18 protein-coding genes are annotated in these 14541 nt (G+C 51.7%); 6 read left to right on the forward strand and 12 right to left on the reverse strand.

The window, feature by feature from the left end:
• Nucleotides 1–332: 332 nt before the first annotated feature.
• Entirely contained in the window at nt 333–713 is a 381-nt protein-coding gene (locus GO013_RS17300) for a hypothetical protein (protein WP_239057897.1), read from the forward strand.
• Nucleotides 714–721: 8 nt separating this feature from the next.
• Complete coding sequence (locus tag GO013_RS17305; protein ID WP_239057898.1) at nt 722–925, forward strand: hypothetical protein; 204 nt, start codon at nt 722–724, stop codon at nt 923–925.
• A 9-nt stretch (nt 926–934) separates the two neighbouring features.
• On the opposite strand, the gene GO013_RS14960 is transcribed toward GO013_RS17305, so the two are convergent.
• Complete coding sequence (locus tag GO013_RS14960) at nt 935–1534, reverse strand: hypothetical protein (RefSeq protein WP_239057899.1); 600 nt, start codon at nt 1532–1534, stop codon at nt 935–937.
• Nucleotides 1535–1537: 3 nt separating this feature from the next.
• Between GO013_RS14960 and GO013_RS14965 the strand changes: the two genes are divergently transcribed.
• Entirely contained in the window at nt 1538–1876 is a 339-nt protein-coding gene (locus GO013_RS14965) for a hypothetical protein (protein WP_239057900.1), read from the forward strand.
• An 89-nt stretch (nt 1877–1965) separates the two neighbouring features.
• Here the strand turns inward: GO013_RS14965 and GO013_RS14970 are convergent, their stop codons facing one another.
• On the reverse strand, nt 1966–2586 hold the full coding sequence (locus GO013_RS14970) for a D-sedoheptulose 7-phosphate isomerase (RefSeq protein ID WP_163812520.1): 621 nt from the start codon (nt 2584–2586) through the stop codon (nt 1966–1968).
• A 207-nt stretch (nt 2587–2793) separates the two neighbouring features.
• Here GO013_RS14970 and purU point away from each other — a divergent pair, with 207 nt between their 5' ends.
• Nucleotides 2794–3675, forward strand: a complete 882-nt coding sequence (gene purU / locus GO013_RS14975) for a formyltetrahydrofolate deformylase (RefSeq protein ID WP_163812522.1) — start codon at nt 2794–2796, stop codon at nt 3673–3675.
• 60 nt (nt 3676–3735) lie between these two features.
• On the opposite strand, the gene GO013_RS14980 is transcribed toward purU, so the two are convergent.
• Nucleotides 3736–5286, reverse strand: a complete 1551-nt coding sequence (locus GO013_RS14980; RefSeq protein ID WP_163812524.1) for a hypothetical protein — start codon at nt 5284–5286, stop codon at nt 3736–3738.
• Nucleotides 5287–5566: 280 nt separating this feature from the next.
• Here GO013_RS14980 and GO013_RS14985 point away from each other — a divergent pair, with 280 nt between their 5' ends.
• On the forward strand, nt 5567–5755 hold the full coding sequence (locus GO013_RS14985) for a hypothetical protein (RefSeq protein ID WP_163812526.1): 189 nt from the start codon (nt 5567–5569) through the stop codon (nt 5753–5755).
• Nucleotides 5756–5819: 64 nt separating this feature from the next.
• Here the strand turns inward: GO013_RS14985 and GO013_RS14990 are convergent, their stop codons facing one another.
• The 4 genes from GO013_RS14990 to GO013_RS15005 form a co-directional block, all read right to left on the reverse strand.
• Nucleotides 5820–6344, reverse strand: coding sequence for a hypothetical protein (locus tag GO013_RS14990; protein ID WP_203529646.1), 525 nt, complete (start codon nt 6342–6344; stop codon nt 5820–5822).
• Between the two features lie 16 nt (nt 6345–6360).
• Nucleotides 6361–6567 carry a DNA-binding protein gene (locus GO013_RS14995; protein WP_163812528.1) on the reverse strand — a complete coding sequence of 69 codons (207 nt, stop codon included), beginning with the start codon at nt 6565–6567 and terminating at the stop codon, nt 6361–6363.
• A 104-nt stretch (nt 6568–6671) separates the two neighbouring features.
• A complete protein-coding gene (locus GO013_RS15000) occupies nt 6672–7472 on the reverse strand; it encodes a metal ABC transporter permease (protein ID WP_163812530.1) in 801 nt (266 codons plus the stop codon).
• A complete protein-coding gene (locus tag GO013_RS15005; RefSeq protein ID WP_163812532.1) occupies nt 7472–8287 on the reverse strand; it encodes an ABC transporter ATP-binding protein in 816 nt (271 codons plus the stop codon). The genes GO013_RS15000 and GO013_RS15005 overlap by 1 nt, the downstream gene beginning before the upstream one ends.
• Nucleotides 8288–8519: 232 nt before the next feature.
• Between GO013_RS15005 and GO013_RS15010 the strand changes: the two genes are divergently transcribed.
• On the forward strand, nt 8520–9644 hold the full coding sequence (locus tag GO013_RS15010; protein ID WP_239057901.1) for a glycoside hydrolase family 3 N-terminal domain-containing protein: 1125 nt from the start codon (nt 8520–8522) through the stop codon (nt 9642–9644).
• On the opposite strand, the gene GO013_RS15015 is transcribed toward GO013_RS15010, so the two are convergent.
• The 5 genes from GO013_RS15015 to GO013_RS15035 form a co-directional block, all read right to left on the reverse strand.
• Nucleotides 9641–10900, reverse strand: a complete 1260-nt coding sequence (locus tag GO013_RS15015; protein WP_163812534.1) for a hypothetical protein — start codon at nt 10898–10900, stop codon at nt 9641–9643. The two genes, GO013_RS15010 and GO013_RS15015, sit on opposite strands and share 4 nt — an antisense overlap.
• On the reverse strand, nt 10900–11319 hold the full coding sequence (locus tag GO013_RS15020) for an META domain-containing protein (protein WP_239057903.1): 420 nt from the start codon (nt 11317–11319) through the stop codon (nt 10900–10902). Before GO013_RS15020 ends, GO013_RS15015 begins: the two co-directional genes overlap by 1 nt.
• Before the next feature lie 27 nt (nt 11320–11346).
• On the reverse strand, nt 11347–11811 hold the full coding sequence (locus tag GO013_RS15025) for an META domain-containing protein (RefSeq protein WP_203529648.1): 465 nt from the start codon (nt 11809–11811) through the stop codon (nt 11347–11349).
• 132 nt (nt 11812–11943) lie between these two features.
• Entirely contained in the window at nt 11944–13290 is a 1347-nt protein-coding gene (locus tag GO013_RS15030; protein ID WP_163812537.1) for a TrpB-like pyridoxal phosphate-dependent enzyme, read from the reverse strand.
• Nucleotides 13291–13706: 416 nt separating this feature from the next.
• The gene (locus GO013_RS15035; RefSeq protein ID WP_163812539.1) at nt 13707–14441 is read right to left on the reverse strand and encodes an NAD-dependent deacylase; all 735 of its coding nucleotides are present in this window, start codon (nt 14439–14441) and stop codon (nt 13707–13709) included.
• Nucleotides 14442–14541 lie beyond the last annotated feature (100 nt).

The following is a 14541-nucleotide window of genomic DNA, read 5'->3' on the forward strand; positions in this document are numbered from 1 at the left end:
CTGCTGCCTTGGTCCAATAACCTCTCTATAATTTCTCTCTTCTCTCGGTTAAGCTGTTTGTGTCCCATGTGGTGTTGTCCCTCCGTTGTGGAGTTTTAGTGTTAGGACAACATTTTCATGGGACATTCATTTTGGGAACTCCCCCCCCCCGAAAGTGTTAAGTTTGAGATTACAATCTGCGCCAAACAAAAAGCAGGTCGCTGTAAGGGCGAAACCTTTGGAATAATTTTGAAAGACTCCCCACCGCGAAGCGCGCATACCCAAATAAAACCGAAAAACCTGCCTTCCTCTTCCCTCTTCAAAAAAAAGGAAAAAAAGAGTACCCCTCCCCCATGAGCTACCTCAAAGAATTCAAGGCTGCGGCTTCTCGCACCAAAAAACTCAATCTCGATGAAATTTCAATCAATCCAACATCTTTTCCGATTGATCGAACTGTCCTGAACGCCGTGGAAGAAACCGGGCATATTCCCTTTGCCGAACGGGCTGGTAAAACACTGTCTGTCAACTTTGGCATGTTCCATATGCTCAGCACCAAATTTCACATTCCCGGTGCCATACTGACGATGGGAAATGTCGCACGCAACGGCGAACCGCTATTGCCTGTCACACCGACCCATTTCAAAAAAATGGTCACGGAAAAAACTGGGGAAAACGCGCTGGGAAGCTATCACATCTGGCCCCCCCCCCTGGAGGAGTCATCCTTGACCATGTGATGCCGTCCATGCTGCGTGACGAAAAGGATATCGACATTAATCCCGCCATCCCCGCCGAACGGTATTTCTACGGCAATGCCGACGAACTCTCGCATGGAGTGACATACCACCCTATGATTCTGGGATTGGAATTTCTCATCGCCTCAGACACCATCGACCGCGAGGCCATGGAGTATCTCATGGGCAAAAAATTCCCGAAACAATACGAATAAAAGAACAGATCAGTTCATCAACTCACGCAACCAAACCTGAAAAGCCGGCTCCACTTCGTCGGGGACTCGCACCAAATCAGGCCGGGTCCGGACAAAAATGACTTGTATAGTCGAACCAGGACGGTATCGTGTCCATAAACTATTGGGAAGTCGAGCCGTTGTGACCCGCGCAAAACCGTCGGGGTCGACATATTTGTACTCGACTAAAAGTCGCGTATCAGGCATATCAACCGCGTTGTCACTGCTCACAGCGAGCACCAAACCGGAGGTCAACTCCTCCCCGAACAATCGGGCACGCTCCTCACGCAAAATATCGTAAGGAATTGAATAGAAAGCCCAGACAAGACAACCGATGATGACTGTTCCCAAAACACATCGGAAAAGTCTTTGTTGTGGAGTGCGCTTTTTGAAATGAGACACATAGATCATGCCCCAAGATACATGGGAAAGAACACTGGGGCAAGCACGCGAAGAAAAGCCAGAATCCATCAACCGCTCTTGCCAATTCATTGGCTCCAGCGTATTTTGACGAAAGACAAACTCGATGTTTGAAATTGGATAAAACGTATTATGAACTGCAATATCAATGAAATAGAAAAAAGCATCCAACGCATGACTGCTGTTGTTCGTCAGGAGCAAGCGCACTGGACGGCTCGGAGCTTCGGTCAGGAAACTGATCCCAAACTCCGCCCTAGAGGATGGTGGGTTCTAGCCTGCGGCGAACCGCTTGATGACGATTCCTTCGACAACAGGGAAGAATCGCGACAACGACTGCTGGATGCAACGGATCAATCCGGAGTGATCTTGCCGGAAAACATCTGGGTCTGGGACGAAACAGGCATGGCCCAGCTGGTCATCACAACAGTGCCAACCCTGGAACGGGCACAAACGTTGGCACAAAGGCTTCGGCGCAAGGGACTGAATATCCGCGTCAAGCGAGAAACTTTTTAATCACGAAAAAGCCCCGGAAAAATCCGGGGCTTTTTTCGTGGCATACCCGATCAAAAAAAAGCACTCCCCAAAGACCAACAGAGCCTCTATCAATCCTGGTCAGGAAGATACGGAGTCAATTCAGACACGGCTTCAAAAAGAAAATGGTCCACTAAAAAACAAAACATATGACCTGCCGCGATGTGAATTTCCTGAATGATAGCGGTCTCTCCAGAAGGTACCGTCACCAGAAAATCCGAAACCGAGGCCATCTCAGCACCACTTTGCCCTGTCAGGCCCACAGTCACGATGTCGTTGCGCTTGGCTTCTCGCATGGCCCGAATGACATTGGTGCTGGTCCCGGAGGTGGAAAATCCAACCAACATGTCTCCGGCACGGCCAAGCGCGGATAATTGTTTGGAAAAGACTTCGTCAAAACTGTAGTCGTTGGCAATGGCCGTCAAAGCGGATGTGTCGGTCGTCAAAGCCAAACCGGGCAATGCCGGTCGCTCCAGTTTGATCCGATTGGTAAACTCGGCCGCCAGATGTTGACTGTCAGCGGCACTGCCACCATTTCCACAAAACATGATCTTGCCACCACCAGCCAAACAGACGGCCATGGCCCGCGAAATTTCGACAATCAATTCGGCCTTGGTGTCAAAAAAGGCCTTGCGAGCGGCCAATCCGGCTGAAGAATGATCCATGACTTTTTTCAAAGCGGCTTCAGACATATATTTCTCCCTCTTCAATCGTGCAGTAGGTATCCAATGTATAAAAAAACATATACTGAAGCAACCCAACGCCGACAAGCCCGAATTCGCCCATTTGAAAAGACTTTTATTCGGGCCGCTTTTACGGTACAGCCCATCACTGTATGATGGACGAATACGACATGCCCATCGTGGTCAAACGTTACCCCAAAGAATAAGGCACCATATATGACTGAATCCAAAGAAAGCACTGTTAGACTGCTTATTACCTGCCCGGACCAGCCGGGCATTGTTGCCGCTGTCAGCGGCTACCTGCATAAGAAAAATGCCAACATCATCCACTCGAATCAGCATTCGACCGATCCTGAAGGCGGTCGGTTCTTCATGCGCAACGAGTTCTTTCTGCCCGGCCTGGACAGCACTGGCCTGGACGCGCTTCGTGACGAATTCGAAGAGGAAGTTGCCAGTAATTTCATTATGGATTGGACACTGAATCCAGTCTGGACTCCAAAAAAAATGGTCATCCTCTGCTCCAAGGTTGATCACGCCCTCATGGAACTTTTGTGGCGGTGGAAACGGGGGGATCTCGATTGCGACATCGCCATGGTCATCTCCAATCATCCAAACCTGCGAGAGGCGATCGAACATTTTGGCGTGCCCTTTCATCACGTCCCTGTCGGTCCCACCCTGCGAGACAAAGTCATGGCCGAAGACGCCATGATGGAACTCATGGGCGAACATGTGGACCTCATTGTCCTTGCCCGATACATGCAAATCCTGACTGCGGATTTCGTCACCAAATACAAGAATCAGGTCATCAACATCCATCACTCGTTCCTGCCCGCCTTTGTCGGAGCCGATCCCTACAGACGAGCATTTGAACGCGGTGTCAAACTGATCGGTGCCACCGCGCACTACGTCACGGCGCAACTCGATGAAGGGCCTATTATTGAACAGGATGTGATCCGGGTGACCCACAGTCATGATCTGGATGATCTGAAACGGTTGGGTGGAGACATTGAACGCCACGTTCTTGCCAGAGCCGTCAAATGGCATCTGGAGGACCGGGTCATCGTGGATGGCAACAAAACCATTGTTTTCAATCGATAAAACAAATGGATAAGGCCCTCACACAACCGTGTGAGGGCCTTATCACATGAATCAAAAGACCTACACAGCCTTTGAAATACCGTACTTCGTTAATATCTCGGCGAGCTTGGCGGACATATTTGTGGTCGTTCTCGACACGAGTTCCAAATTTATCAAGACCATGATGTCCACGCGAAACACCGCCTGTGTCCACAATTCTCTCAGTCCCTTTTGCAACTCCGGCTCCAGACTGAGCATGGTCATGGATTCCTGCAACTGACTGGCGTTCTTCGGTTTGAACAATAACGTCCCGTCACGGGTCACGTCATTTCCGAACAACTTTTTTTTCCTGATTTTCGACATCCCAGGCAAAAGATCAACAACGGCAGCAGCGACTCGTCGGGCACGCCCGGTCCGAACCTGAATTTTACTGCCCTCATCCCGGCCACATTCCTTGAGGATATGGATGGTATGATTCTCCAACATGAAAAACAACAATTTCTCCAAAACCGGAATGGAAAAATCCTTTTTCAGGGGCAAAAGGCCCTTCATCTGATCCGGAACAAATGCGTCCAACGCCTTGAACAGATGATCGCCAGTCACGCCGATGGCAATGGCGGCCCCCACCCCGAGACCAATCAACTGATCCAACACAAACTGAAAATGTACTTGCTCCCGTTGTGCGTCTTCCGCACGAGATGACGGCGCGGCATTCGGATCAGCCCTGAGAGCTCTGGCCACGGCAATCCGTTCCGTATATTTTATCTCGAATTCCAGACTCACGGGATCGACACAGGCAACACGGGCAGCGAGAAGCAACTCTTCTGCCGTCAACTGCTTGAATTGCGACAGTCCCGACACTCCCTTGACAAGCATCGCCTGGACCATCTTGGCGCGTTGTTGTGCCTCCTGCTGCTCGAACGTGGCCACATACCCGTTTTGAATACGGGTTTTTTCAATGCGTTGATCCGTTGGATTGAGTTTCGACAAAATATCGTCAAACAAGAATCGGATGACTAAAAAAGACCGTTCCTTGGAAATCTCATACTTGCCGCCTTCGAGAATTTCCCGGTGGGCCTCTTCGACACGACCCGCGATAAACTGCTCGACAAAGGCATTCCAGAACCCTTGATTAAGTTCATACTTTTCAATAAGCGAGCTGTATTCCTGCAAAGCAGCCTGGCCGAAATACCGCAACACTATTTCCTCGAAATCATCGGTAATCAGGGCAATGGCATACACAATGCCTTGGACGCATTTCAACAGGACAGCCTCAATATTCAAGAGCTGCGTCTGCAATGTCGCAACACGGTCTGTGTCTCCGGCAATGGCCGCTTTCTCAAAATGTGCCAGCAAAACAATAAAATTGGCAACGTGAGTATGAACGAACTCATAGCCGGGATGACCGACACGACCACACAACAACGTGACCACACTCTTTTGTTGTGCGGGCAGCATGGGATATTCGCTGAGTGCGGCCCGGTTAAGCCTCGTCAGCTCTCGCAACATTTCCTGTTCCAGGACCTCACGCAGGGCAGACCGCTCCTTCAAGGCCCGCAGTCGATTCTGGTACGCGGCCAGGCGTTTCCCTCTTTCAGGCCGTTCCCTGCCGCTATGAGATGCTCTTTTCATGATGTTCGATCGCCCTTACTCGTCATTCAATTGCCAGAAACCCTATGACAACTCTCAGTTTTTTGCAAAATATAATATGCAATATGCCAAATGGAAACAAAAAGGCCGCAGACATGATTCCCCTTGACCTTCCACTGGAGACACGCGATAAAAAACTGTGATTACTTGTACCAGATGTGGACAAAAAAACTGCAGCGACGCCCTGTATTGCACTCGATGCAACAAGAAACTCCAGTCAGCCCCTCCCTCAAAAGGATGCACGCCACCAGCTCCAGGCCTTTTGCGCTCGTTCAAGCAGCAAGAACTGCCGCACGACACATGGCGTTCCATCAAGCGAATGATCGAGGCGTGGGTCTATATTCTTGTCCTTATCGCCACCAGTGGTGGATGCGCATACACGCAAACATGGTGGCCGATCTATCCCGTTGTCGGGATACTCGGTATCCTGCTCTGGTTCCGCCGGGTGTGATTCGCCACAAGAAAAGGCCTCGCACCATGTGGAGGCCTTTCGGATCAAATTCATTGCACATTGGCTATTGCGCTGGCGGGGCTTCTTTTGCTGAAACACCGTCCTCAGTCGAAGTCTCCACATCCAAGGCCCTGCGCAAATCTTCTTCAAGCAGGTCCGGAACGGGTCGATCCCAAAATTTTTCATCCAATTTTTCTTCAACGGTCTTTTCGGAACAACACACGATCGGCGGAGCATTCCGACACTCTGGCGTGGTAAACTTGACCACCGCACATTTGGATGTCGTATCAAATTCGTAGGGAATCGTCTGCGTCAACGTCAAAAACTCCTTCCCCTGAATACGAATCTTGCTGTTGGAAATACCGACCACAAAACGACTTTCCTGCCGTGCGTAAAAAACGGAAAAAAGATATATATTCTTTCGGACCCGTGCCACATAATTGATTTCCAGAGGATCTTTGCACAAAGCCCGCGCCAAGACTTTCTTGCCCAGACAGATATCCATATCCTCGTAATCCGAAGCCCACACCGATCCAGTGGTCATTCCGAGAAGCGCAATGGTCGTGATAATGAAAAGAGCACGTCGCATGGTCTGTCCTTCCTCGCTATCCGAAATCGAGAAACATCTGGAATCCATCAGGATCTCTGGTTTCGCATTTTTCCTTACAGCCACAGCACTGGTAGTGGCCATTCTTGAGATACCACTCGGCCTTCCACGAGCAATCACAGTTGAAATACTCGTACACCGAAGCGTCTACCGCGCCTCGATAGCGGGTGTACCCTTTCCGTTTGATTTCTTCCTTAAATTTCATTGTCCTTTCTCTGGCTAGAAACAAAATTGAGCCAGACACCCTGTACACCGGCTCACTTCAATTTGCAAAACCCATTCCGAGGCAAAAATTGCCCGAGTCATCGATCAACTCGTTTTGGGCGGAATGAGCAACGACGCGAAAAAAGTCACTGATGCGACCGCAATAATGGCCGCTCCCGACGAGACATTCATCGTATACGAAACCCACAGTCCTACCAACGTGAAAAAGGTACTCAAAAGCCCAGCCAAAACCATCATCAGCGCAAGAGATCGAGTGCGTCGCTCTGCCATGAACGGCGGAATCGTCAACAAGGCAATGACCAGAATCAGTCCGACCACACGAATGATCATGACCACGCACAATCCGACCATGACAATAAGCAAACAATACAGAAAATCGACCGGAACCCCTCGCGAACGAGCAAATTCCTCATCGAAACTCATGACCAAAAATCCCCGATAAAAGACCAGGACAAGGCCCAAGACCACACAGGCCAACCCGGCCATGATCCACAAATCTTGCCGGGGAACGGCCAGAATCGAACCAAAAAGATAACTCATCAGGTCCACATTGTACCCGGGGGTCAGGTCGAGCAGGATGATTCCCAAGGCCATGCCCGAGGCCCACAGCACGCCGATGACCGTATCCACCCGCTCTCGCGCCCGCAGTGTCACCAATGCCATGATCATGGCCATGCACGCGGTAAATGCCGCAGTGACAGGCAGGACCGGCAACCCAAGCAAAAAGGCCAGCCCGACTCCTCCGTAGGAAGCATGAGCAATCCCGCCCGAAATGAAAACCATGCGGTTGACCACAACCAGTGACCCGATGATACCACAAATAAGACTGGCCAGCAGTCCGGCAATCAAGGCGTTCTGCATAAATTCAAAACCAAGAATATCCATTATGCGTCCTCGCCCTTCTCTGCGTCCTGAAGATCGTGTGCCCCAAGCACCCGGTGCGGAACATGCCCGTGTGTCACCAATTCAACAGGACAGCATTCATGATCGGTGTCTCCATACGACATCTTGAACATGTCGCCAGTCACAACCGGAGCGTCATGAAAGTGCAAAGTTTTATTCACACAGGCCACGGACTTGACGCCCGACGCCAGGGAAGAAATATCATGACTGACCATAATGACAGTCATTTCCTCATTCAATTCGGCCAACAATCGAAGCAACGAATAGCGACTGGATGAATCCACACTCGCCGTGGGTTCATCCAGCAAAAGCAACTCCGGGTCATCCACCAAGGCACGAGCAATGAACACGCGTTGTTTCTGCCCACCGGAAAGTCGGGCCAAATTTCGAGAGGCAAAATCCTGCATATTGACACGGGCCAAGGCCTGCCGGGCTTTTTCCCGAGTTTCTCCGAGATGAAAAATACCGGCAATACCACTGAATCCGGGTTTAACCAGCCCCATGCAGACCGCATCGAGCACAGTGATGGGAAACGATTGTCCCACATGCGTGTGTTGTGGCAGGTACCCGATTCGCCCGCCAGCCTCTCCCGGAGGAAGCCCGAGGACATGGATTGATCCCGCAGTCGGCTTGAGCAGCCCGATCATGAGTTTAAGCAAAGTGGACTTACCGCCACCATTCGGCCCCAGCACAGCCAGGTAATCGCCGCGTTCAATTCGCAGCGTAACATCTTCCAAAATGGGAATACCACCAATAGAATAGGTCAATCCCTTTATTTGAACAACAGGTTCAACCACATATGACTCCTGTATTATGGACTCTCGACGTGGGGAACCCTATCACAACCCCGGAACCCATGTCACCCACGCCACCCCCATCAGAAAAAGAAGGCAACAAGGGCCAAAAGACCGTTCACTCAAGGTTAGACGCCATTTCAAGGCAATGAACAAGACCGATCGGATTGCATCTTCTGAGAAAAAGCCACCGCGCAAACAGATTTCCCCCTTGCAGGACGAACGAGTGCCATCTATGCTCCCGCAAACACCCGAGGTTCACATGTTGCATTACCGACCACTTCTCCTTCTCTTCTCAATCATCCTGCTGTTGCCGGCGACAGCTCACAGCACGGACCTCGACACCATGATCGGCCAGATGCTCATGGCCGGTTTTCGGGGAACCTCGGTGGAGGCAACCAGTCCGATTGTTCAAGATATCAAAAACCGACATCTCGGCGGAGTCGTTCTCTTTGACCGCGATGTGGAACTGGGCACGACCGGACGCAACATCACGTCCCCCGAACAGGTCAAGAAGCTCAACCGCCAGCTCCAATCCTTCGCAGCCATCCCGCTTTTCATTGCAGTGGATCAGGAAGGCGGCCGCGTGCAGCGACTCAATGAATCCACCGGATTTCATACCACACCGTCGGCTCAGGCCATTTGCGCGTCCGGCGAATTCAAGGTCCGCACCGCAGGGTACATGACCGGCATGAACCTGTCGGCCAATGGCTTCAATCTGGATTTCGCCCCGGTCGTGGACGTCAACAGCAACCCTGAATCCCCGGCCATCGGTGCCATGGGACGAAGTTTTTCCGCAGACCCGGGCATGGTCACCCGGTGCGCCGAAATCTTTGCCGGTGAACTCAAACGAAGCGGCGTGCTTTCCTGTCTCAAACATTTTCCGGGACACGGATCAGCTGGAACAGACAGCCACGCAGGACTGCCGGACATCACCACCACCTGGACCGACGCCGAATTGATTCCATACCGGGAACTGATCGCCAAGAATGTCCCGTCACTCATCATGACCGGGCACCTTTTCAACGCCACGCTGGACCCGACATATCCGGCCACCCTCTCAAAAAAGATCATCACAGGACTGTTGCGCACGGACCTCGGCTATGACGGTGTCATCATCACCGATGACATGAACATGAAGGCCATCACCACTCATTTCAGCCAGAAAGAGGCCATTTTACTGGCGATAGAAGCAGGGGCGGACATCCTGCTCTTCGGCAACAACCTGCACTATGATCCGGATATCGTGAAAACCGCCCACGCCATCATCAAGAAACTGGTCACTGACAAAGCACTTTCACGCCGTCGAATCGAACAATCATATGACCGGATACAGCAGCTCAAGGAACAACTTTCCTAAAACGACTGATTCAACATGGCCCAGACATTGGCCCCTTCGGCACTCCCTGCCACATCAAGCCGAAGCACGGAATTCAGAATCATCGCACGCAGCCCGACCCCGGCGGAAAACTTCATGTCCTGATGCAATATTCGGGGATTCCAATAGGGGGCAACTCGCCCGACTTCGGCAAAGGGCACCACTTCCCACCATTTGAACCAGGTAAATGTTCCGAGCGGATTCCATTTGGGCATGACACGGTACTCAACGGCGTAGTTAATGGCCGCCTTGTCGTGAAAACGGTAAAAAGGATAGCCTCGCTGGTGCGTATATCCGCCCAAAGCCGCCCCCATGAAATAGGGAGAATTCCCTGTCACGGTGCCATCGGCATGGGTATTCCAACTCGGAGTATCAACCGTCCAGAAATTCAGTGCCACCACCTGTTTGGCAAACCATGATGACGCCCCCAGATTCCAATACGAACTGAAATCCAGTTCCACGCCTGTCCAGGAGTCGCTTTTTCCGGCATCAATCCCCTGATACAATCGAAGCATAGTCGTACTGCCCTCGGACGGGTCATACGTAAAATCGCTGTTGTCATATTCGAAGGTGAACCGAAAACCGCCGGTTTCAATATCGGTATTAGGCGAAACCGAATCACGGTACCACCGATGACGATAATAGGGCTTTATTTTGAAATAGCTGCGTCCGCTCACAGAGGGATCGAACTCCCCTGCGTACAGACTTCCTTTTGTCAAAATTCCCTTGTCAGTGGTGTACGTATGGATGAGTTCATCGCCAAACGGTCCCCATGGCATGACATAGGTCAACTCTCCTTCGAGCCATTGATCCCAGCCGTGCCCTTTGTACAGATCATGTTTGCCTGAATTGTTATCCGCTGCCCCGCCACCTGAAGCATAGGACACCATATTCCCATACGACGAATCAAACCCGTGCACCATGAGGAACAACCGCTTAGCAAACGGAAGCTGAAAATCCGTCAGATTGAGATAGATGGCATCGGTCCGATCAAAGGTCTTCCACGCCGCACCACCAATAATGGCCTGCTCCTGCGGCCAGCCACTGTATGTCGCGCCCACGCCCACCCCTGAACCAGAGGCTTCTGTCTTGAATCCAAACGGCACAACAAGCAATCGCGGTCCTTCATGCGGATCCGAGACATCATGCACCATCTTGAAGGCAGCACTCCACCGTGGCAGCCCCAGAACAAGAGCCACGCACAACAAAACACCGATTATAATCGGAAATCGAGTCATCACTCCCGAGTGGAAAACTTCGAAATTTTCCCATCCGAGGCGATTAACAACAGTGAACCGTCCTTGAACTTCACCGTCTGTGGTTCAGCCAACGAACGGAAAAAACGCACTTCCTGATCATTGATGGCGTCGACACAGGCCCGCATGGTCGCGGCCATGGGACCAAATGAGACAACATCTCCTTCAAGGGTGTATGAGCCATGATAGGAATTGCAGCCACCAAAGCCGTCCACAACGCCCTTTTCCCCAAATTCGATGGAAGAATGGGTCATGTCGATACCCGGCTTGCCAGCAATCATTTCAGCGACCCAGACCGTGCCCGTCAACTGGGTCATGATGTCATCACCGCTCTCTTGTTTGGCACACCCGGAAACCAGCAGCCCCAAGACACACATCGCCAAAAGCAGTTTTACCCACATGGTTCGCACAGCAGACTCCTTGTCGGTTTACCAGAACAATCCGCCGCCACCCGTGGTAAAGACCATGGGTTGGGACTGGTCCACACTGAACAACTCCAACGTCTCCTCGTCCACTCTGACCTTGTTGATCGTGGCCAAAAACGTCAGGTAGGTGTACTCCTGTTCCCCCAGAGCCGCACCACACGCCTTGCGCGTCGAGGCCAAGGGTCCAAAGGACAGCGAGTCGCCGTCAAGGGTGTATGTTCCCTTGAAGGTGTTGCACCCACCAAATCCCTGCACGGTGCCATCGGCAGCGAACTTCAAAGTCAAGGGGGTGTCGGATTGAACCTCTCTTGCAAACAGATTTTGCAGATTCCAGACCTTCCCGACCAATGCACTTTCCAGGGTTTGTTGATCCAGAGCTGGCGCGTCTTCATGCGAACCACAGCCGAACACCCCGAAAACCAACCCCATCATCAAAAGACAACACCCATATTTTTCCCATTGCATCATGTTTTTCTCCTTGCATGTCATTCCCCAAAACTATCAGGCAGTCGCGCTCGAAGCAAGATACAAAGGACAGAACCCCGACGCATCACTGCGCCGGGGCCTGTTTTCAAACACTGGAGAAACTTTGATCGCGAATTATTCCTCGATGGTCGGACACGCCTTGAGGGCTTCTTCGATATCACGCTGCGGCAATTCGAAATTGGTCAGCAAGCCCTGATTAAAGGCATCGTATGACGCCAGATCAAGCATTCCATGGCCAGAATACAAGAAAACGATCACATCATCAGGACCGGCGGTCTTGGCGGCTTCAATGGCCCCCTTGATCGCGTGGGACGTCTCGGGCGCAGGCAAGAATCCTTCGGTTTCAAGAAACAGCTTAGCCGCTTCAAAACACTCGGTCTGGAAATAGGCCACCGGCTCGGTCAATCCCTCGTCCACGATGTTGCAAACGATGGGGGCATCGCCATGATAGCGCAACCCTCCGGCATGAATGGGCGCGGGCATGAAATCATGGCCAAGCGTGTGCATCTTGACCAATGGCGTCAACCGGGCCATATCACCGAAATCATACCGATATTCACCTCGCGTCAACGTGGGGCACGCCTTGGGTTCAACCGGGATGAAACGGACCGGATCACCAGCCAGTTTTTCAGGCAAAAACGGCAGGACCAGCCCACCAAAGTTCGAACCACCACCCACGCATCCAACGAGATGTGTGACCTTTTCGTCGATCATCTCAAGCTGTTTCTTGACCTCCAGCCCGGTAATGGTCTGATGGATCAAAACATGGTTCAGCACTGAACCAAGCGCGTATTTGGTGTTGTCATGCGTGGCCGCATCTTCCACGGCCTCGGAAATGGCCAGCCCGAGACTGCCCTTGCAATCGGGATCTTTTGCCAGCATTTCCCGACCAGTCCGGGTTTCTTCCGAAGGCGAGGCAAAAATGGTTCCGCCATAGGTGTTGATGAGCATCTTCCGATACGGCTTCATCTCGTAGCTCACCTTGACCATGTACACGACGCATTCCATGTCATACTGGGAACAGGCAAAAGACAGGGCCGTTCCCCATTGCCCCGCGCCCGTTTCCGTGGCCAATCGTTCAACCCCTTCCAGCTTGTTGTAATAGGCCTGCGGCACAGCCGTATTTGGCTTGTGCGACCCTGCCGGAGACCCGGACTCGTCCTTGTAATAGATCTTGCATTTGGCACCAATAGCCCGTTCCAGCCTATCGGCCCGAACCAGCGGCGACGGCCGCCAGAGCTTGTACACATCGAGCACGGCTTCCGGGATATCGATGAAACGCTCCTGACTCATTTCCTGAGCAATCAGGGAATCAGGAAAAATGGGGGCCAACATTTCGGGAGTGAGGGGTTCCATGGTTTCCGGGTTCAAGGGCGGAGCCATGGGGGTGGGCAGATCCGGCATGGGGTTATACCATTGGGTCGGCATCTGGTCCTGGGGCAAAAAGATTTTTTTCAACATGAAAAGTCCTCCGAACAGTTGAGAGAGCTGTCTCGAAAACACGCGGATTTTCCGGCTTTTTCCGATGACAATCGTTCATAAAAAAACCACTGGCGTCGTTCCCAGCGGCTTCATCTGATTCTCAAACTGCGTCCACAAACTTCCGTTCCCCCACAGGGCAACGGAAAAGCTTCAGTACGCGCTTAAGAATCAGGCCGCTTGACGTTACGCCACCCGCGTCCACAAAAGTATGTATGAGAAATGGGTGAATTCATGGGAAGAGAAATACGACGATTGTTTTAAACAAGTCAAGAAAAGGCCTTTTCACAGCACACTGACGACGCCCGAAAAAACAGACCATTGAAATATTGGTATATTTTTTTCACACAGAGCTATCCACGATATCACGGGCCGACCAAAACAAAAAAACCGGCGCCTCAATCAGACATGCCAAGCACCAACTCCGGCAGAATATCCTCGGCCTTTCCGTGCAAAGCAAAATCCATCAGTCCGGTATTCGGGGTCGGTTCACTATTGATTTCAATGGTGACGGCCCCGTGATCCTTGGCCAACTGATAAAAAGACGCCGCAGGTTGCACCAGATTCGACGTGCCGATGGACAAGAAAATATCTGCGGAACTGATTGCCTCGATAGCGACTTTCAACACGCCCGGCACCAAAGGCTCTCCAAACCAGACCACTCCTGGCCTGAGCAGATGCCCACACACGGGACACACGGGCATGTCCGGCAATGACGATCTATCTTCCCTGGCGTAGGTACAGACCGAACACTGCACCCGCCACAAACTGCCATGCATTTCCATGAGTCGATGGCTCCCGGCCTGAGTGTGCAATCCATCCACATTCTGGGTTATCAGAAGAAAATTCGGCACCTGCTTATCCATGCCAGCCAAGGCCATATGCGCCGGATTTGGTGTGCATTGCCCCACCTTTTCCCGCCGCCAATTATAGAACTCCCACACCAATTCAGGATGCTGGGAAAAAGCGTCAACCCGCGCCAAATCTTCGGGTCGCTGTTTTTTCCACAATCCATCCGGACCTCGAAATGTCGGTATTCCGCTCCCGGCAGAAACTCCAGCTCCGGTCAACGCAACAATCGAACGACTGCCATCAAGCAACGCTTTCACCATTTCCATATGTGCCCTGACCATACCAGAAACCTATCCCTAATTATCTGAATTACTTAATTTAAAATCAACATTACACACACTATCGTGGACTCGTTGCTTGCAATCTCACCGAATAAACGTC

It is taken from the genome of Pseudodesulfovibrio sp. JC047, assembly GCF_010468615.1.
Classification (GTDB): Bacteria; Desulfobacterota; Desulfovibrionia; order Desulfovibrionales; family Desulfovibrionaceae; genus Pseudodesulfovibrio.